This is a genomic window from Fructilactobacillus sp. X7R9C1 (assembly GCF_059901005.1).
Map to the genome: position 1 here is coordinate 1 of NZ_JBWXVG010000007.1, position 18,315 is coordinate 18,315.

Annotated in this window: 20 protein-coding genes; 6 read left to right on the forward strand and 14 right to left on the reverse strand. The window is 41.6% G+C overall.

The features are described from left to right. Window positions 1–39: 39 nt before the first annotated feature. Entirely contained in the window at window positions 40–1,368 is a 1,329-nt protein-coding gene (locus AC6UD0_RS05405) for a replication-associated recombination protein A (RefSeq protein ID WP_500708387.1), read from the reverse strand. A 133-nt stretch (window positions 1,369–1,501) separates the two neighbouring features. Next, complete coding sequence (locus AC6UD0_RS05410) at window positions 1,502–2,446, reverse strand: NAD(P)H-binding protein (RefSeq protein WP_500708389.1); 945 nt, start codon at window positions 2,444–2,446, stop codon at window positions 1,502–1,504. A 146-nt stretch (window positions 2,447–2,592) separates the two neighbouring features. On the opposite strand from AC6UD0_RS05410, the gene AC6UD0_RS05415 reads away from it, so the two are divergent. Further along, the gene (locus AC6UD0_RS05415; protein WP_500693369.1) at window positions 2,593–2,766 is read left to right on the forward strand and encodes a hypothetical protein; all 174 of its coding nucleotides are present in this window, start codon (window positions 2,593–2,595) and stop codon (window positions 2,764–2,766) included. 47 nt (window positions 2,767–2,813) lie between these two features. On the opposite strand, the gene AC6UD0_RS05420 is transcribed toward AC6UD0_RS05415, so the two are convergent. Next, complete coding sequence (locus tag AC6UD0_RS05420; RefSeq protein WP_500693370.1) at window positions 2,814–3,335, reverse strand: HdeD family acid-resistance protein; 522 nt, start codon at window positions 3,333–3,335, stop codon at window positions 2,814–2,816. Between the two features lie 314 nt (window positions 3,336–3,649). On the opposite strand from AC6UD0_RS05420, the gene AC6UD0_RS05425 reads away from it, so the two are divergent. From AC6UD0_RS05425 to AC6UD0_RS05440, 4 genes are all read left to right on the forward strand, one after another. Beyond that, the gene (locus AC6UD0_RS05425; RefSeq protein ID WP_500708391.1) at window positions 3,650–6,313 is read left to right on the forward strand and encodes a YfhO family protein; all 2,664 of its coding nucleotides are present in this window, start codon (window positions 3,650–3,652) and stop codon (window positions 6,311–6,313) included. 82 nt (window positions 6,314–6,395) lie between these two features. Further along, window positions 6,396–7,055 (forward strand): histidine phosphatase family protein, encoded by a 660-nt coding sequence (locus tag AC6UD0_RS05430; protein ID WP_500693372.1) that lies wholly within the window; start codon window positions 6,396–6,398, stop codon window positions 7,053–7,055. A 104-nt stretch (window positions 7,056–7,159) separates the two neighbouring features. Beyond that, window positions 7,160–8,275: a glycerol dehydrogenase gene (locus tag AC6UD0_RS05435; RefSeq protein WP_500708392.1), complete on the forward strand. Its 1,116-nt coding sequence runs from the start codon at window positions 7,160–7,162 to the stop codon at window positions 8,273–8,275. Between the two features lies 1 nt (window position 8,276). Further along, window positions 8,277–8,633: an MmcQ/YjbR family DNA-binding protein gene (locus AC6UD0_RS05440; RefSeq protein WP_500708394.1), complete on the forward strand. Its 357-nt coding sequence runs from the start codon at window positions 8,277–8,279 to the stop codon at window positions 8,631–8,633. Here the strand turns inward: AC6UD0_RS05440 and AC6UD0_RS05445 are convergent. From AC6UD0_RS05445 to AC6UD0_RS05495, 11 genes are all read right to left on the reverse strand, one after another. Next, window positions 8,614–9,399, reverse strand: coding sequence for an energy-coupling factor transporter transmembrane component T family protein (locus AC6UD0_RS05445; protein ID WP_500708396.1), 786 nt, complete (start codon window positions 9,397–9,399; stop codon window positions 8,614–8,616). The genes AC6UD0_RS05440 and AC6UD0_RS05445 overlap by 20 nt on opposite strands. Next, window positions 9,392–9,943, reverse strand: coding sequence for a biotin transporter BioY (locus AC6UD0_RS05450; RefSeq protein WP_500708398.1), 552 nt, complete (start codon window positions 9,941–9,943; stop codon window positions 9,392–9,394). The genes AC6UD0_RS05445 and AC6UD0_RS05450 overlap by 8 nt, the downstream gene beginning before the upstream one ends. Window positions 9,944–10,386: 443 nt before the next feature. After that, window positions 10,387–10,734, reverse strand: a complete 348-nt coding sequence (locus tag AC6UD0_RS05455; protein ID WP_500693377.1) for a type II toxin-antitoxin system PemK/MazF family toxin — start codon at window positions 10,732–10,734, stop codon at window positions 10,387–10,389. Continuing rightward, window positions 10,734–11,000 (reverse strand): AbrB/MazE/SpoVT family DNA-binding domain-containing protein, encoded by a 267-nt coding sequence (locus tag AC6UD0_RS05460; RefSeq protein WP_500693378.1) that lies wholly within the window; start codon window positions 10,998–11,000, stop codon window positions 10,734–10,736. Before AC6UD0_RS05460 ends, AC6UD0_RS05455 begins: the two co-directional genes overlap by 1 nt. Before the next feature lie 70 nt (window positions 11,001–11,070). Continuing rightward, the gene (locus AC6UD0_RS05465; protein WP_500693379.1) at window positions 11,071–11,715 is read right to left on the reverse strand and encodes an amino acid ABC transporter permease; all 645 of its coding nucleotides are present in this window, start codon (window positions 11,713–11,715) and stop codon (window positions 11,071–11,073) included. After that, window positions 11,712–12,362, reverse strand: a complete 651-nt coding sequence (locus AC6UD0_RS05470; protein WP_500693380.1) for an amino acid ABC transporter permease — start codon at window positions 12,360–12,362, stop codon at window positions 11,712–11,714. The genes AC6UD0_RS05465 and AC6UD0_RS05470 overlap by 4 nt, the downstream gene beginning before the upstream one ends. Continuing rightward, window positions 12,359–13,222, reverse strand: a complete 864-nt coding sequence (locus tag AC6UD0_RS05475; protein ID WP_500708400.1) for a transporter substrate-binding domain-containing protein — start codon at window positions 13,220–13,222, stop codon at window positions 12,359–12,361. Before AC6UD0_RS05475 ends, AC6UD0_RS05470 begins: the two co-directional genes overlap by 4 nt. Before the next feature lie 17 nt (window positions 13,223–13,239). Next, window positions 13,240–13,980: an amino acid ABC transporter ATP-binding protein gene (locus tag AC6UD0_RS05480; RefSeq protein WP_500708401.1), complete on the reverse strand. Its 741-nt coding sequence runs from the start codon at window positions 13,978–13,980 to the stop codon at window positions 13,240–13,242. Between the two features lie 201 nt (window positions 13,981–14,181). Next, complete coding sequence (locus tag AC6UD0_RS05485; RefSeq protein ID WP_500708402.1) at window positions 14,182–15,405, reverse strand: DUF2075 domain-containing protein; 1,224 nt, start codon at window positions 15,403–15,405, stop codon at window positions 14,182–14,184. Then, a complete protein-coding gene (locus AC6UD0_RS05490) occupies window positions 15,398–16,807 on the reverse strand; it encodes an MFS transporter (RefSeq protein WP_500695374.1) in 1,410 nt (469 codons plus the stop codon). The genes AC6UD0_RS05485 and AC6UD0_RS05490 overlap by 8 nt, the downstream gene beginning before the upstream one ends. 23 nt (window positions 16,808–16,830) lie before the next feature. Then, complete coding sequence (locus tag AC6UD0_RS05495; RefSeq protein ID WP_500696431.1) at window positions 16,831–17,592, reverse strand: pyrroline-5-carboxylate reductase family protein; 762 nt, start codon at window positions 17,590–17,592, stop codon at window positions 16,831–16,833. A 183-nt stretch (window positions 17,593–17,775) separates the two neighbouring features. Here AC6UD0_RS05495 and AC6UD0_RS05500 point away from each other — a divergent pair, with 183 nt between their 5' ends. Then, window positions 17,776–18,276 carry a hypothetical protein gene (locus AC6UD0_RS05500; RefSeq protein ID WP_500708404.1) on the forward strand — a complete coding sequence of 167 codons (501 nt, stop codon included), beginning with the start codon at window positions 17,776–17,778 and terminating at the stop codon, window positions 18,274–18,276. Window positions 18,277–18,315 lie beyond the last annotated feature (39 nt).

Sequence of the window (18,315 nt, forward strand, 5' to 3'; positions counted from 1 at the left end):
TCAGCTCTGATTAAATTATCGGGCTGGCAATTTTTTGGCTTAATTTTTATTATCGTGTTGTTCATGCCACTTCTTGATTTGTTTAAGGCGTTCCTTGAACCGGATCTCATGGCCTTCACTCGTGGGTTTGTAGTAGACGTGGCCCTCAACTGAAGGTGGCATCGTTTTCATGGTGGTTAACTTATCTTGATAATTATGGGCGAGTTTGTATCCTTTTCCGTAACCCAAGTTTTTCATCAACTTGGTGGGAGCGTTTCTGATTTGCAGTGGAACGGGATCATCAGCGGTTTCCTTGACGTCTTTCTTGGCTGCTAATCGTGCCTTATAGAGGGCATTTGATTTTGGTGCGAGTGAGAGGTACGTAACGGCCTCTACGAGGTGGACGTCACACTCGGGCATTCCTAGAAACTGACAGGCCTGAAACACGTTAATGGCAACGTTTAAGGCATTCGTGTCAGCTAAGCCAACGTCTTCACTTGCAAACCGTACCAGTCGTCTTGCGATGTAAAGTGGGTCTTCTCCGCCGTCTAGCATGCGAGAAAGCCAGTAAATGGCGGCATCAACGTCACTATTACGCATCGATTTATGCAAAGCTGAGATAATGTTGTAGTGTTCTTCACCATTTTTGTCGTACAGCACAAACTTGTTACCGATCAGTTGTTTCAGGCCATCTAGTGTAATGGTAGTTACATTATCTTTTTTGTCACCATTGAGGACGGCCATTTCCAAGGTATTTAACGCTTTACGGGCGTCACCGTTAGCAAAATTAGCAATCTCGTTAAATTCATCTTTGCCAATCTTAATGTTTTGTTTGCCAAAGCCATTAGGATTCTTTAAGGCGTTGTTTAAGAGCGTCACCACGTCGGACGGTTTTAAAGCGTGCAGGACGAAGACCTTACAACGTGATAGGAGGGCGGAATTGACTTCAAACGACGGATTCTCGGTGGTGGCTCCAATCAAGATGATGCTCCCTTGCTCGACGTAGGGTAAAAAGGCGTCCTGTTGGGCTTTGTTGAAACGATGAATTTCGTCGACAAAGACAATCGTTTTTTGCCCAATTGCTTGATCTTGCTCAGCCTGACGCATGATTTTTTTAATTTTGCTGATGCTGCTGTCGGCCGCACTGAAACTATAAAAGTTTGATTGCGTTTTTCTGGCGATAATTTCGGCCAAAGTGGTTTTACCAACCCCAGGTGGTCCCCAGAAAATCATGGAAGAAACCTGGTCGTTTTCAATTAGTTCTCTTAAAATTTTTCCCTCTCCAAGGAGATTTTGCTGTCCCACAAATTGGTCTAAAGTCTTGGGACGAACCCGACTGGCTAAGGGAACGTTTTGGTCTTGATTATTAAAAAGTGATTCTTGCCGCATGGTTACTCACTTCGATTCTGCTAGAAAGTTTAGTCTTTAATTAAGTTCAAGTTAATACACTTGGAGAAATCATGCAATCAATGGGTTTAAAAAAGTTCTCTGACTAAAATTTTAATCAAAGAACTTCTTTTGCTTAGATTTCGTATGATGGTTTAGGGGACAATAAATCTTTAACCTGTTCATCAAGGGTTGGTAGTGGTCTACCAATGACCTGCGGCAGGTCCGGATCGTTGTCAGTATTGTTTGCCAAGATTTCTTGATGAGTCATCCCAAATTTGACGGCCTGTTCGTCGATGTTTTCATCTAAGACTCCGGCCCTGATCATGTCTTGGACACTGACCATGAAATCAATCGAACACTTGTCGTAGCCACGTTTCGCTAAAGCTTGGCGGTAATTATCATCGTTTAATAAGTTAACTTTAAAGTCCCTGTTGGTGTTGGCAACGACTGAGGCTGCTAGGTCGGCGTAGGTGTGTTCGTTGCCATAGAATTCGTAAACATCCTTGGTTTTTTCGTCACTTGCCATGACTTTAGCCGCCGCAAACGCGTAGTATTTCTCTTCGGCCCAACCTACTTTGCCGTCACCAGCGGAGAAGATAAAGTCTGCTCCCTTAGCGGAACGTTTGATGAGGTCGAGGTCGTTTTCTAGGTACCAGTTGTTTCTAAGAAAGGAATGGTCGACGCCGGTTTCTTTGATTAACTGTTCGGTCTTGGCGTGGTCCTCTGCCAGTGGCACCTTGGCGATGTCAGCGTGAGGGAAGCTCGTATAAGCGATAAACTTGACCTTAGCTTTGACGGCGGCGTTGACCACGTTTTCGTGTTGGACGTAGCGGGGATGTTCTGGATCAGGTTGCGATGAGACAAACAGGAGCTTGTCAATTCCATCAAAGTCCTGATTCAGACTTTCAGTGTCATTATAGTCACCCTTTCTGATTTCAACTCCCGCAGGATACATCTTTTTGGCTTTCTCAGTATTTCTGGCAATTACGACGATGTCTTCGACAGGGACCAGTCGAATCAAGCCCAAGATAGCACGTTCACCGAAACGACCCATTCCGGCAGTAACTCCATATTTCATAGTATTTTCTCCTTCATTTTCGTTATCTAGAAACTAGCATTAATCTTTTCAAAAGGCAATTAAACTATTTTTGGAAATGATTCTTTATGAAAGCCACGATGATAATGATATAATGGGAACGTATAAACAGAAGAGGAGGGTTTAGTATGAGTGACAGAAGACCTAGTGAAAAACAAGAAAAGAACTTATTGCATAAGTTAGAAAAAGACGATCACAAAAAGGATCGTGGCCATGAAAACCGTTCAACCGATGGGAAAGAGATTCATAAACACATCGAACGTAGTGACCGTCCTGAAGAACCAAATAAGGATCGCAAATAATTAATGGTACAAAAAAAGATCGCGAATCCGCGATCTTTTATTTTTGATTAGAATGAACGAACAATTAACAAAATTCCAAAGAACATGAAGTAAAATGCCACTAAGAATAATGCAACTGACATTGCCATGGCTGGTTGGAATAATAGAACAATTCCTAAGATCAAGCCAATAATACCAAGAATGACTTCAAACCAGAAGTAACCCTTGTGGTTTCTTTCGGCAAATCGACTGTACCATAGTTCAAACAATGAATCGATGATGAACCAGATTGATAACATCAACCAGATGTAGATTCCACCAACGGCAGGGTCTAAGAAGATCAAGATACCAATGATGATATCAAGCACACCGTTAATGACAAGCCAAACTGGTGACATCCCTAATGATTTGTCTAGTTGAGAAATTTCAGCAATCTTGAAGATCCCTTCAACGATTGACAGGATGGCAATGACGAAAACCAATGCTTTAAATGAGTTCAATGGATTCTTCAAAATGAAGAGTGATAAGATCACACTCAGGATTCCGATAACCAATGAAAACGGGTCAAAGCCCTTTGTTTTACTAAACATATGAACACTCCTTTTTATTTATTAGCCTAAGCTTAAATTCATTTTACCAAAATTTAAGAAATAAACCACCATTGAAATGTTAAATGACGTAATTTAGGGAGATATTTAACTTTAAGGGAAGTTAATTGGAATAATTGACGTATCCTAGTTATGAAGGCTAGCTGGTTTTGTCAAAGACGCTAGCGTTAAATGATTGAACTAACAAATTATTCCTAAAGAATTGTCACATTTGTTAGGTTACGTCACAAAAATATAATACAATGAACTGTGGTTACATAATTTTACAAATATTAATATCGAGGGATTTTTTAGCTATGAAAAAGAAAATGCATGTTTGGAAATACTACGCGGCCGCATTTATCATTCCGGTCGTAGTGGCTTCCATCGTCTTCGCAATTTACGGAATAACACCATTTGGTAACCATAATCTACTTATCAGTGATTTGCTCACGCAGTACATGCCATTTTTTAAGTTACTTCGTGATCAAATGCTCCATCATACCTTTAGTGCATACTCGTTTTTGGTCTCGATTGGTGATAATACCGTTCCGATCTACACTTACTATTTAATGAGTCCTCTGAACTTATTGGTTTCATGGTTCAGTGTGGTTCACATGCCAATTCTGATCTCAATCATCATTTTGATTAAGATCGGACTAATTGGTTGGTCAATGGCCTTCTTTTTGAAGGTGAAGTATCACAGACAGGACATGATGCAAATCATGGCTGCCGTAGCATACAGTTTGAGTGGTTACGTTGCCCTCTACTTCTATGATTTCATGTGGCTTGAGGCTTTAATGATTCTACCGCTTTTAACCCTTGGAATTGAACGACTGTTTTATAAGGGGAAATGGGGCGGATACGTCGTCGCTTTGACGGCCATCATTATCATGAATTACTACATGGGCTATATGCTGTGTATTTACTCTTTGATCTATTTTGTCTACCTCGTCTTTTTGAACCGTCCAGCTAAAACTGGGTTTTGGCATTACTTAAAGGTTCATGGTTCCATGACGTGTAAGTACGTCGTTAGTTCGATCATTGCCGCCCTGTTGTCGTGTTTCATGTTGATTCCATCAATTGTGGGGATGCTTTCAACCAGTAAGGGATTATTCAAGATCTGGGACTTTCTGCCTTATCCAAGGTTTAGTCCTGCTGTTTTTGTTAATCTTGGGGTGGGAGCCAATAATTTTATGGGTCGTTTGTCCCATGATCCCAGTATCTTTGTGGGCACGATCTTCATCATGGGCCTCCTGGTGTTTTGGTTATCGAAGAAGATTACGAAACGACAGAAACACGCTTCATTCTGGCTAGTTGGGGCAATTTTCGTCGGGATGTGGATTACCACTTTTAACACTATTTGGCACATGTTCCAAAATCCAGCTGGATTCCCGTATCGAGAAGCCTTCATGTTCGGTTTTGTGACCATCATGTTTGCCTATGAAGCTTACATTAACGGAGCGTTTAAGGACAATCGAGTTGTTAAAAACGCTGGTTTAATCGTTTCCTTCCTGTTAGTAATTGGTTATGGTTGTGGCGATTTGTTTGCCTTATTTAACCACATGCATCAGTATGGCATTCAACTTATTGCTGGGAATTCTCACTTAATCTACGCCTTAATCTTTGTCTTGGTAACCACGTTGTTGTTAATGGCAACGAATCGCTACGGTAAAAAGATTTGGTACCTGCTTTTCGCAGTCCTGTGTGTTGAGATGGGGGTTAACCTCTATCTTTCTCTTCAGGGACGACGGATTGATGCGTTTAGGAATGCTCCCGCAATGTTTGGAAACCAGAAGAAATTTGAAAATGCTTATAACCAATCTAAAGGGATTATTGACCAAAAAGTTGATAATAAGAAGAATCAAACGACATTCCATCGTAATGACGTGAATAATCAACTGTACAGTGGGATCTTTGATCAGGATTACAACCAGTATAATGATGGAATTATCTTTAATTACCGTGGGGTAAGTGGCTATAGTTCAACTTTAAACATGCATACTCAAGCAGTCCTTTCTAATCTGGGATTATCGTCAAGAAACGTGCGCCGGGTTAGCGTGATTGGTAGTTCGCCGATTACCGACCAACTACTTGGAGTTACTAACCGGTTAACCATTTTGAAAAATGGTCAGACGATCAATAAAAAGAATGAACGCTATAGTGGACTGGGCTATGCGGTTTCTGATCGGATTGTTAAGACCAAACTAAACAAGGGGCATGTTTTTAAGAACCTGAATCGTTTCGTTCAAGACGAGTCCGGAATCAAGAAGAAGTTCATGCATGAGGCTCAGGTTACCGTTAATGATTCTGGTAAGTACCGTTATCAGACGGTTGATCCATATGATACTAGACAAATGGATACGGTGGACGGATACAAGTATAATTTGACGGTTAATCCGGCTATTTCCGGTAACCAATACATGTATCTGAGTCAGGCCAACCTCTACAAGGATAAAATCTTTGTGAATGGCAAGAAGATTCCTGAAAGATACCGGATGATCGGGACTGAAAACGTTAAGTTAGGTCATTTTGATAAAGGACAGAAATTTACGGTTAAGATTATTTCTTCTAATAGTCTGAAGGAGAAGAGTCTATTAAAGAGCTTCTCTGGCTTAGACGGTGTGGCTTTCAATCAATTTGTTGACGAAACTCAGCCATACAAACTGAGAGTGGATCATCCTGAGAACCTGAAACTTTCAGGAGCCGATTTCACTGGTCACGTTAAGACGAGTTCAAAGCGCAACGTGCTCTTATTGAGTATTCCTTATGACAAGGGATGGCACGTGACTGAGAATGATAAGAAAGTCAAGACTTTGATGGTTGCTGACGGCCTTACTGGGGTAAAATTAAAGCCCGGTAAACACACCCTTCACTTCCATTATCGTACTCCAGGATTGATTCTGGGATTGCTTTTGACCCTAATTGGAATTTTGGGGGCATTCTGCGAGTGGCTATTCTACCGAAAACGAAATAAATAGAAATTAGCATTCCCAAAATACTTTGGGAATGTTTTTTGTTATAATTGGGTTAGAGTTAAGGAAACGAGTGAGGTAATAAATTATGAAAGTAACTGCATACTTAGTACGACACGGACAAACTTATATGAATCTTTATAACAAGGTACAAGGTTGGATTGATTCACCCTTGACCAAAAAGGGACTTGAGGACGCCGATAACGCTGGTGAACGATTGAAGGACATCAATTTTGATGCGGCCTTTAGTAGTGATTCTGGTCGAGCCATTCAAACCGCCCACCATATTTTGCAAGCCAACAACAATAACATTAACATCATTAGTTATCAGTTCCCCGAATTACGGGAACAGTTCCACGGCTACTTTGAGGGTGAAAACTTGGAGCAGATGTGGCAGTTTGTTGGTGAGCAGGTCAAGACGACTTCTGAGGCTGGGGTGCTCAAAAACTTTGGTCTTGAAAAGGCTCGTGATTTGATTGCCAGAGCCGATTTGTACAATAATGCGGAGGACAACAAGACGTTTTGGAAGCGAGTTGACCGTGGAATTGATCGAATCCGAAAAAACACCAAGGATGGTGACAAGATCCTGATTGTTTCTCATGGGATGACCATTCGTTCCATTGTTGATCGGTATAATCCAGCGCTTGATATTGGTGAACCAGCTAAGAACGGTAGTATCACTAAGCTGATTATTACTGATAAAGATATCAAGGTTGAGTATTTTAATAGTTTAGATGAACAAGTCTAAAAAGTCGGGACAAGCGTCTCGGCTTTTTCTTATGCCTTTTTCAAATGGTTTACTTCTTAATTTGTGAATAATATAATTATGACAGTTTAAAGGAGGAGTAAAAAATGGTTGAATTATATGCAAGTCCTAGTAATTATGTCCAAGGTTCAGATGTATTAATGAACAGTGCGGACCGAATTGGTAAGTTTGGGAAAAAGGTGCTACTTCTATCGAGTGGGACGGCACTAAAAATGGTTGGAAATGACTTTGCTGATTACTTGAAACAACATGACTTTGACGTAACCGTCGTTGATTTTGCCGGGGAATCATCTGAAAGTGAGATTGATCGGGTCACTAAGATTGGGCAAAATAACGATGATGACATTGTCATTGGTCTGGGCGGTGGCAAGGTGTCCGATAGTGCCAAAGCGATTGCTGACAACTTGAACACGACCGTAGTGATTGCCCCAACGATTGCCTCGACGGATGCGCCATGTTCGCGTCTATCGGTAATCTACACTGATAGTGGTCAATTTGACCACTATCGTTTTTATAAGAAGAATCCCGACATGGTGATTCTTGATACCAAGGTGATTAGTCAGGCGCCAGTCAAGTTTCTGATTTCAGGAATGGCTGATGCCATGGCGACTAATATTGAGGCGACAGATACCCGCAAGTCGAACGGGACGAACATGCTGGGTGGAAAATCAACCCTTGCTGGCGAAGCGATTGGACAAATGTGTGAACAAACGTTGTTTAAATATGGCAGTTTAGCAGTGGCTTCAAACGTGGTTGGATCGGCTACTTCCGAACTTGATAAAGTCGCTGAAGCCAACACGCTTCTTAGTGGAATTGGTTTTGAAAGTGGTGGATTAGCAGCTGCTCACGCCATTTATAATGGCTTTACGGCTTTAAGTGGTGAGATTGACCAGTTATCTCACGGACAGAAGGTCGCCTTTGGAACCCTATGTGAGTTGGTTCTGACTGGTTCTGATCACCGTCAATTTGAGAAGTATTTGAAATTTGATCTTGAGTTTGGCTTACCAACGACGCTAGCGGATCTGAAGTTAGGGAAAGCTAGTGATGAAGAGTTAATGAAGGCAGCCACTCAAGCATGTGATCCAAGTGACACCATGGCTAATTTACCAGTTTCAGTAACACCAATAGATGTGATGAACGCTATGAAAGCTGTTTCTGAATTTAGTCATGAATATCAGGTCAAGAATGGATTAGGGAATTAAAATGAATAATCGTGATGATGTCGTTGAATACATTAAAAAGCAGTTTGACGTGGAACCAGACCGGCCCTTTAAAGAATATCCAAAGTACTTGGCATTTCGTCACAAAGATGACCAGAAGTGGTTTGGCCTAGTCATGAACGTGCCTGAAAACAAATTAGGCTTAAACGGAACCGATGAGATCGATGTCTTAGACGTGAAAGTGGATCCAGATGTTGCCGGACTTTTGAAACAGTCTAAGGGTTATCTACCGGCTTATCACATGAACAAGGAGCACTGGATTACGGTTGTGCTTGGTGAAGTTGATTCAAAACAGGTCCAAAAGATGATTCAGGATAGTTTTAAAATGACTTTAAAGTAAGAATTAAAGCTAAGTAGATGATGACACAGCCGCCAAAGATAGTATCTCGCATACTAAACTGGGTTTCGTGATATCTAGTTGATTGGGATTTAGGCGTGTAGCCACGGGCATCTAAAGTATTGGCTAGCTTATTAGCGTGGTTTGTGACCGCGTACAACAGTGGAATAATGAGTTGAACGTGGAGTTTGATTTTCTTGGTCAATTTTGATGAAGTAAAGTCAACCCCACGGCTGGTTTGGGCAACTTTCAGGTCGTTTAGTTCACCTAAAATGATGGGAATAAACTGCAGGGTGAGGGTAATCATTAACGAAAACTCAGATACAGGTAGATGCAGATAAGTTAATGGTCTCAGTAGTCGCGAGATTGCCTGCGATAAATCGGATGGACTGGTCGTAAACGATAAAAGGGCGGCCACCAGAAGTAGAAGGATGATTTTAACGCAAAGCTTACTTCCATAAAGCCAACCACCCACGTTCATTTGATTTATATATAAATTGTGATTGGTTGGAAAAATTCCATGATAAATTAAAATAAACACTAAAATAAATAAAATGGGCTTGATGGAACTAAGTGCCATGCTTAGTTTGATGTGTGCCAAGTGATACAGTCCAATTAGTCCTAAAGCACTGATTCCAATTTGAATGGTCGTGGTTGACCACATGAACGTGATCGTTACGAGCGTGATACCGATGAGCTTGGTTCGCGGATCTAATTGCTGCATGAAGGAATGATTGTTTGCGTATGTGCCAAAGATAAAATTATTCATGTTTGAGTTGTGACACCAGACTAATTTTCTTGGTGGAAGCACAGATTAGACTAACGATCACGGCTTTGATGATATCACCAGGGATGAAGGCTAAGTTTGAAACTAGTGAGGCCGTTACTGACATGTGGGCAATCACTGAAAGGTACAGGGCCCCAAAAACATCAATCAGAATCACACCACCGGTGACATTAGCAACAAGATACTTCCAGAAATTAATCTTCTTCCATGATATTTCGACCAAAAGCCCAATGAGAAAGGCGGCAATGGGCCAAATAATGAAGTAACCACCGGTTGGTCCAGCTAAAATTCCTAAGCCGCCACGTCCACCTGAAAGGACTGGCAGTCCAATTAAGACCAGGATAACTACCAGTAGGGCACTTAGAAAGCCGTTTTTCTTACCTAGAAAGCTTCCCTGAAGCATGATGCCCATACTTTGTAGCGTAATGGGAACTGGGATAAACGGCAGTGTCAACGGTGGAAAGAGGCCTAAGACAACGACGATTGCGGCAAATAGTGCGTCATAAACAAGTTCTTTGGTTTTCATGATTGTTGCTCTCCTTAATTAATTACTTAAATGTCTTTAATTAAGATTATCGATTAAATTCATGAGAAACAATCATTTCATTAAATGATGTAGGCCAAATGTTGTTGGAACAATTATTTATCCGAAAATAAAATTGAGCCACATATTTATTTTTGCAACCTATGCCATCTGCATATGACTTATTAATACAAGAAAGCAGTAGACAGGTTGTCCGTTGCTTTTTATATCGTTTAGAATAAATAAAAAACATGGTTTATTCTAAATTGACGAATTGATTGCTATAATAAAAATGAAGTTGCATTAGAGTTATCCAATTGTATGTGACTTTTGTGGAGTCGTTATCATGCAATGAAGCTCAGTGTCTTCTTTTCTAGTCAATTGACCAGAAAGGGGATCCATATAAAAAAGAGGTCACACGAAGGTGTGACCTCTTTTCGTATCTTCTAAAAGAACTGTTTAATGTTATTAGTAATTTTCCGCATGTCCCGATCGTCTAACTTCGCGACCAACTTGGTTTCACTTCGAACTTCCATGTCCACGGTTCGGACGTGCTGAAGCATGGCAGTCCCATGAACGTTTTTGTTATTAACCTGAAAGTATAGTGGTGATTTCACGTACTTCTTTTCTTCCAGGTACTTAGCGGAAGAACTGATTGGAATTACAATCACCGTGTTCATTAGATGATTATAGTGATTATTACTAACAACCAGACACGGACGTTTTTTCTTGGTTTCGGTGCCAAGTGCCGGTTCAAGATTAACGAAGTAAATCTCACCTTGTTTATAATTCATTAATCGATAACCTCCGACCCCTGATCAGGGCCCCAATCTTGTTCCGAACTGCTGACGTTACCGTATTTCTTTTCCTGATCTTCAACGATTTTCCAAAACCCTTCAAAGGATTCTTTAGGTGCCATTGTTACCGAACCATCTTTTTGAATTGTAAATTCCAGTTGGTCGTTTTGCTTAAGATTGAGAATGTCACGGACGGTTTTTGGAATCGTAATTTGATTCTTACTCGTCATTGTTGCTGTGATTTTAATTTTGTTTGTCAACATGCATTAACCTCCCATATGCCCTCATCCAATGTAGCTCAAAATCAAGGGAAAGGGAAGCAATTTGTGCAGGCTAAACCATTCTTTTGTCGAACCATTTTGCAAGTAAGGAGAGTCCGTAGTTAATAATGAAGTACATAATGGCAATCGTGACAAACATCGGGATCATGTAATTAGGGTTCTGACCGTAGATGACCTGAGACCTAAAGGTTAGTTCTGGAAGGACAATGGCGGTTGCTAACGAAGTATCCTTAACTAGTGAAATGAATTGGGAAATCAGTGGTGGAATGGACTTCTTTAGGGCCTGTGGCAACAGGATGTGCCATAACGTTTGGGCCTTATTCATTCCGGTAGAAAGGGCACCTTCAGCTTGGTCAACTCCAACTGAGAGTAAGCCACCACGGATAATCTCGCCAACCATACTGGCTTCAAAGACCGACATGGCAACGACCGTGGCCGCAAAGGAATTCAACTCGACCCCTAACTTTGGTAAAGCGAAGAAGGTGAAGAAGATAAGAAGCAGTAAGGGAAGATTCCTGATGGTGTTGGAAATGAAACGAACCGTTTTGGTAAAGTAGGGAACTTTTTCAAATAGGATAATTCCGATTAGAGTTCCTAGGATAAAACTAATAATAATTGAAATCACTGATACCAGAATGGTAACCACTAGACCACCCAGTAAATAGTGCATGTTAATTAAACTAAATGCTCCACTCATTGTGTGACACCTCCGTTCACTTTGCGCTCAATCACGCTCATGCATTTGGAAACGGAGACGGTGATGATGAGGTACAAAATTCCAACGATGATGTAGGTGTTAAATGGGTCAAGATTTTCACCAGAGATAACGTTGGCCTGGTACATTAAATCGAATCCGGCCACAAATGACAGAATTGATGAGTTTTTCACCAAGTTAATGAACTGGTTTCCAAGCGATGGAATGGCTAGCTTGAATCCTTGGGGTAAGACCACTTGAATCATGGCCTGAGTGTACGTTAATCCGTTCGCTCTGGCACCTTCCATCTGGCCCGGATCAACTGAATCAACGCCACCTCTAATACACTCAGCGATAAACGCAGACGTATAGAGGATTAATCCAATGGTCCCAGACCAAAATCCAGAAATGTGAAAATCAGCTGCGACCACCACGTAGAAGAATAAGGTGATGACCAGAAGTGGGATGTTTCTAAAGAATTCGACAAACGCACTTCCGATGAATTTAAGTAATTTATTTGGAGCCATTTCTAGAAGGGCAAAGATGGTCCCCAAGACTAGTGATCCAACTAATCCAATGATTGAGGATAGGATGGTAATCCAGAAGCCGTCTAGAAGAGTTTTCCAATTTTCAAGAAAGATATTTATCATTTTTCAAGACTCCTCCAATCTAATCCAGGCACGTTTGAGAACCATTTCTTAATCAGCTTGTTGTAAGTCCCGTCGGAAATGACCTGTTCTAAAGCTTTGTCCATAGCGGATTTCAGTTCAGGTTGGTGCTTGTTCATTGCTAGTCCGTAGGGTTGATTAGTGAATGGTTTTCCAACAACCTTGGTGGAACGATTTTGATCAGCTAGACCATATAGAATGGCGTTATCGGTAGTCACGGCCACTCCCTGACCAGATTCAAGAGCACTTAAAGCCTGGGAGTTATCTGGCATCGAGATGACCTTTGCCTTGGGAGCAAACTGTTTCATGGTTTGAATCGCAGTGGTTCCGATCGTCGTGATCACGGTGTATTTAGGATTGTTTAACTGACGAATGTCCTTAATTGGGGAATCTTTTTTAACCAGGATTGATTGGCCAGCTGGAAAATACGGTTTGGTAAAGTCAATCACTTTGGCTCTCTCGGGTGTGATGGTCATCGTTGCGGCTACTGCTTCAACCTGATTGTTTTTTAGTAATTGGATTTTAGAGTTAGTGGTGACCGAAGTGAATTCGGGCTTGATTTTCGTTCCGGCGTCCTTGGCCATTTGGGCGGTGACGGCGCGTGCCATGTCGACATCAAATCCTTCACTTTGACCGGTCTTGGGACTAATTAAGCCAAACAGTCTGGTATCACCCTTAACTCCCCAGTGCATGACGTGGCTGTCCTTGATCCTGGCGTAGTCATTGGTTGCGACCGATTGATGTTTCTTGGCCTCAAGTCCGGTGAAAATGCCGCCAATGATTATGACAATTAGGATGACGGAGGCAATCAAACCCACTCGTTTTAACTTAAATTTACTCATGGAATCTACCTCACTTTTTATTTATGTTCAACTTGTGATAGGAATTTGCGAGCTCGTTCGGTCTTAGGGTGATCGAAAAATTCATCGGTTTTAGAATTTTCCAGGATTTTCCCGTCAGCCATGAAAATAACGCGATCAGCAACGGATCTGGCAAAGCCCATTTCGTGAGTAACAACGAGGGTCGTCATGTCCGATGTGTTAGCAATGTCCTGCATGATGTCTAACACACTTCCGACCATCTCGGGATCAAGGGCAGAGGTTGGTTCGTCAAACAGCAACACCTTGGGATTCATTGCTAGGGAGCGAGCAATAGCAATTCGCTGTTGTTGACCACCGGATAATTGAGCTGGGTATTTGGCTCCCTGTTCTGGTAGGTTAACTCGTTCAAGTAGTTTCTTTGCTACCTCTTCGTTTTCAGCTTGAGGACGTTTTAAGACGATTCGTGGAGCCAGCGTGATGTTTTCGGTGATGGTTTTGTTGTTGTAAAGGTTGAAATGTTGAAAGACCATCCCAACGTCAGTTCTAAGTTTATTGAGGTTGGTTTTGTTGCTTGACAGATCTTTTCCGTCAACAATTAGTTGCCCCTCTTGAATGGTCTCTAGTCCATTAATGGTTCTAAGTAAAGTTGATTTACCCGATCCAGATGGTCCGATTAACACAACGTTTTCACCTTCATGAATATCAAGGTTAATGTTGGTTAACGCGTGAAATTTGCCGTAGTACTTTTCTACGTCTTTGAATTGAATGATTGATCCCATTAAATTGTCCTCCTTATCATAAGCTCCAAAAAATGTATTTTGGGGTTATGACTAGATTATACGCATTGAAAGGAAATTACTAGCACTGATGGCACATTTTGTTACACAAAAGTAAATTTTTTTATCAGAACAACCAAAAAGACCCCAAAATACGAACATTATGGGGCCTTTTGGCTTAATTATCTTTAAAATGGAACTTACTTAGTGGTTGATCTTTTGAAATGATTTCATCAATGCTTCTCTAAGCTTCGGATCGTGAGCAAAGATGAAAGTCCCAAAGACACCGCGCTTCATCAATACATTCACGGAGTTCAGGATAATTTGCCGCCTTATTTGTGCAAATTTTTTCGGATCTGTGATGTCTTTTCGGTGTTTTTTGCTTTCAACATCGGTTTGCTTTTTTAAATCGACCTTTACGCGATGATCCTTAGGGTCAAGATAGATTGGCGGACCTAGAATAATGCCAACATAGTTCAAATCAAATCCCTGACAGGTGTAAATGGAACCAACTTCATTGATGGTTTGGGGAATTTCCGCCCACGGGGTACTGGTGTAATTGTACTGATCCCACGGCATTTTGAAACCTCCGAGCTCTTTGATGTAATGTTTTCCGCCATCTAAAGTTGATGGGTAGCCGGTGGTCGAAACAATTCGAGATAAGCCAACTTCATCGTTCTTCTTCATAATCGCTTGGCGCATTTTTTCAGCGTCATCAAAGATTTGAAAGTCGTAACCAGTATCAGCGTCCTTGGGGATTGGCAATAGTTTGCCCATCGTAAATTCGTTGATCCAGTGGACCAAGTCTGGCTTAGCGGTCATGCGAAACTGATGAGTCAGTTGATAGCTTTCGTGATAGTAGGGCTCAAGTAGTTTGTTTAAACGTTGCTTGTCCCAGTAACACTTGGTTCGTAGTACCTGATTCATGTCAAAGACGGCAATGACGACCTTGCTTGACTTAATGATTTCTTCTAACTGGTTTTTCTGATAGAAATTATTGTAATGGTCTGGTGAAGATAGTAGTAAATGGGCCTCATCAACAATCACAACGTCAGCACGTTCGTTTCGCTTGTGCATTTGGTTAATAAATGAGGTAGGACGCATAAAGTTCTTTTTTAAAACGTTGTCCTCTGATCCAGCAATTTGTTTGTAAACCTTTAAAATTTCCGGGTGGTTAACTAAGAAGTAGTTTTTTGTACCATGAAGTTTGCCACTTTTCGTTGCGGCTTGCTGAAGGTTGAAAAAAAGTTGGCTTAAAATGACACTTTTACCCGTTCCAGCATCTCCAAAGATCGTGAAAACGGACGGTTGTTTTTGATCGATTCTTTGCTTAATAAATTGTTCGATTTGATTAATTAATTGTTCCTGTTCCGTAGTTAAATGGTGAAGGTTGGGAGCAAGTTTCTTAATTGCTTGATTGTTATGCATTTTTTGCGAGGTGCTTTCTTTGAATGGTCCAGTTAACTAGTGCCAGGATTAAGCCGAAAACGGCCAGTACGAACAGGAGTAAGAAGTCCATGTGACCACCCATGACCGTCTTTGAGACGTATTGGGCAGCACTGTGAGCCTGGTTCTGGTTAAAGGCGTAGATCGTTGCCAGGACACTAGTACCGATTGAACCAGCGTATTGTTGGAGCATGTTAAATAACGAGTTCACGTCGGCTGAATCAGATTGTGGAGCGGTTTCTTGAGCGTTGGTAATGGTACAGGAGAACGCGCAGTTAAATCCAATTCGTAAAAGTGCGAATAACAGCGTCAACACGATAACCGTGAAGGCCGCCGTCATGGAACTAAACAAGAGCGTGGCGATTGAGAGAAGAACCATCCCAATCATGATTGGTTTAAAGGCTCCGAACCGGTCATAAGCGCCTCCCGCAAATGGCGAAATGAGTCCACCAATGATTGAACCTGGAAGCAGGATCAGTCCAGCAACCATGGCACTGGTATGAAGGACCGTCTCAGCGTAAATTGGAATTACAAATGACGCCCCGATGTTAATGAACATCAATAAGAAGTAGTTCACGGCGTTCAGTGAAACCGTAGGGATCTTGAGGGGATGAAGCGACATTAGCTGTGAATCACCGTGACCATTGAGGTAGATAAATAAGACCAGGGTGATTAATCCAATGACGATGGGAATGAGGCCACTCATAAACGTTGCACCCTTGACGCCAAACTGGTTAGCACCCCAAACAAATGAGAATAGGGTCACGATCAAGAGGGCAAAGCTAACGAAATCAAATCGTTTGGAGATTCCCGGAGCTTTAAGATCAATGCTCTTAAGTCCGATAAACAGGGTAACTAGGACGATTGGGAAAGCCACGATGAAGATGTAACGCCATGAAAGTAGTGATGATAGCGTTCCCCCGTAAGTTGGTCCCAGTGCGGGAGCTAGTGAGATAACCATTGAAGCAATTCCAGTATAAAAGCCGATTTTTGGTCGGGGTACTTCAGCAAAAATGATTTGATACATCATCGGAAGTGAGATTCCGGTGGCAGCTGCTTGAATTAGTCGTCCGACTAATAGGAGCCAGAAGTTGGGTGCGACCGCACACAAAATATCACCAAGGATAAACGCGGTGACCGCAAAGACGAAAATGTTTTTTAGTGGGAATTTCTTTAGGAGGTATGCTGTCGTTGCCATGGTAATGGTAACGACTAGTAGGTATCCAGTTGAAATCCACTGAACTAAGTTTAACGAAATGTGAAAAATTTGTGAGAGTTCTGGAAACGTAACGTTCATTGAAGTTTCTAATAGAATTCCACAAAATGATAGTAACGCGGTGGCGAGGATCGCGATTTTGGTTTTTAAGCTTACTTTTGAATCCAAATAATTTCCTCCATTACCGTATTTTATTTGTTGGCGTCGTTAACCGCCTTGTTGACGGCATTTCTAAAGCCGGTGGCGTCTAAAGCAACCACCCCACGAATGGTAGAACCACCAGGTGAGGTAACTTGGTCTTTCAAAGTTGCCGGTGAAATGCCAGTATCGAGTGCTAATTTGCCACTGCCTTGAACCATACTTGCAGCGACCTTAAAGGCGGTCTCACGGTCAAGGCCATTTTGAACGGCGGCGTCAGCTAAGGCGTCCATGAAGACGTCGACAAAAGCTGGGCCACATCCAGCAACCGTTCCCACGATGCCAAGGTTTTGGTTACTGGTCTTAATGAGCGTTCCTAGGTTAGTTACAACGTCTAAAGCCGACTTAACGTCTGCTTCATTGGCATTCTTAGATTTACCAACGGCGATGCAACCGGCGTTCACGGCAACCGGGATGTTAGGTACGATACAAACCACTGAGTTGTTTTGGTGCACGTCATTAATGGCTTGTTCACTAACCCCCTGGGCCGCTGAAACGATCACAGTTTGGTCTGGCAATTTGGTGTTCTTCAGCACTGCCACTGTGATTGGTGCGGGAGTTGTTACAAATAGGACGTTTAAGTCACTTGGAAAATCATCGATGACAATCGTGAAACCAAGGTCCTTTGAGAAGTTTTTGAGCTCGTCGGTTACGTGATGTCCCTTTACTAAAATGTCACTCGCGTTATATTTGTTGACAAGTCCTTTAATGATGGCGCTGCCCATATGGCCGGCACCTAATACTCCAATTTTCATGTGATTCACTCCTTAATTTATCATTATGATAATAATGATACATCATTGTTAATTGGTTATGTAAGCAGGAATTAACAAACCAATGATTTTACCGAGAGAAAGTTACTATTGGTAAGCGCTTACAGCTAATGATATAATGAAAGTAATAATTCACAAACCAAACATCAGAAAGGGGTTGGCAATTTGAGCTTAAAAAGTTGGTTTAGTAATTTGACGGATAAGGAGACCCCGAGCCTTTCGGATTCGAAACTGGCCGATAACGTTCAATTCATTGATAACGAAGGAAAATACCTTGAAACGGTTGTTAATAGTTTTAAAGATAACTCCGGGTTAGTTCATTATCGTGGTGATGGTTACACCGTTGAGAATTCATTTGCGTTTGCGATTGGTGACCTAGTCAATGACGATAACTTGCTTGAAAAATGTGCTTATTCGATTAAATTGTTAAAGAGAATGGACGTACCCAAAAAATCAAAGTTGGCCTCCTTAATTGCTCAGTTGATTAAGATGATTACGTATGTTTCTGATTATGTTACGGGAATGCGGCGTGATATGCGCCAGGGAACAACTGGTCATGCTGCGATCCAGATGTTCTGGCGTAGTGAGAAGGCCATTAAGGAATTTAAAGTTGAAAAGGTGTACACGGTCGCACTTGTTAATGCTGATGAACCAGTAACTAAATGAAAGTATCAAAAAACTGGACTCAAACGAGTCCAGTTTTTG

Bases quoted from the DNA above. Each gene is read 5' to 3' on its own strand.
- AC6UD0_RS05410 (WP_500708389.1), bottom strand. From the start codon at position 2,446: ATGAAATATGGAGTTACTGCCGGAATGGGTCGTTTCGGTGAACGTGCT.
- AC6UD0_RS05455 (WP_500693377.1), bottom strand. From the start codon at position 10,734: ATGAATTATAAACAAGGTGAGATTTACTTCGTTAATCTTGAACCGGCA.
- AC6UD0_RS05480 (WP_500708401.1), bottom strand. From the start codon at position 13,980: ATGGGATCAATCATTCAATTCAAAGACGTAGAAAAGTACTACGGCAAA.
- AC6UD0_RS05475 (WP_500708400.1), bottom strand. From the start codon at position 13,222: ATGAGTAAATTTAAGTTAAAACGAGTGGGTTTGATTGCCTCCGTCATC.
- AC6UD0_RS05465 (WP_500693379.1), bottom strand. From the start codon at position 11,715: ATGAGTGGAGCATTTAGTTTAATTAACATGCACTATTTACTGGGTGGT.
- AC6UD0_RS05445 (WP_500708396.1), bottom strand. From the start codon at position 9,399: ATGAATAATTTTATCTTTGGCACATACGCAAACAATCATTCCTTCATG.
- AC6UD0_RS05485 (WP_500708402.1), bottom strand. From the start codon at position 15,405: ATGCATAACAATCAAGCAATTAAGAAACTTGCTCCCAACCTTCACCAT.
- AC6UD0_RS05430 (WP_500693372.1), top strand. From the start codon at position 6,396: ATGAAAGTAACTGCATACTTAGTACGACACGGACAAACTTATATGAAT.
- AC6UD0_RS05495 (WP_500696431.1), bottom strand. From the start codon at position 17,592: ATGAAAATTGGAGTATTAGGTGCCGGCCATATGGGCAGCGCCATCATT.
- AC6UD0_RS05425 (WP_500708391.1), top strand. From the start codon at position 3,650: ATGAAAAAGAAAATGCATGTTTGGAAATACTACGCGGCCGCATTTATC.
- AC6UD0_RS05470 (WP_500693380.1), bottom strand. From the start codon at position 12,362: ATGATAAATATCTTTCTTGAAAATTGGAAAACTCTTCTAGACGGCTTC.
- AC6UD0_RS05460 (WP_500693378.1), bottom strand. From the start codon at position 11,000: ATGTTGACAAACAAAATTAAAATCACAGCAACAATGACGAGTAAGAAT.
- AC6UD0_RS05440 (WP_500708394.1), top strand. From the start codon at position 8,277: ATGAATAATCGTGATGATGTCGTTGAATACATTAAAAAGCAGTTTGAC.
- AC6UD0_RS05450 (WP_500708398.1), bottom strand. From the start codon at position 9,943: ATGAAAACCAAAGAACTTGTTTATGACGCACTATTTGCCGCAATCGTC.
- AC6UD0_RS05405 (WP_500708387.1), bottom strand. From the start codon at position 1,368: ATGCGGCAAGAATCACTTTTTAATAATCAAGACCAAAACGTTCCCTTA.
- AC6UD0_RS05420 (WP_500693370.1), bottom strand. From the start codon at position 3,335: ATGTTTAGTAAAACAAAGGGCTTTGACCCGTTTTCATTGGTTATCGGA.
- AC6UD0_RS05435 (WP_500708392.1), top strand. From the start codon at position 7,160: ATGGTTGAATTATATGCAAGTCCTAGTAATTATGTCCAAGGTTCAGAT.
- AC6UD0_RS05415 (WP_500693369.1), top strand. From the start codon at position 2,593: ATGAGTGACAGAAGACCTAGTGAAAAACAAGAAAAGAACTTATTGCAT.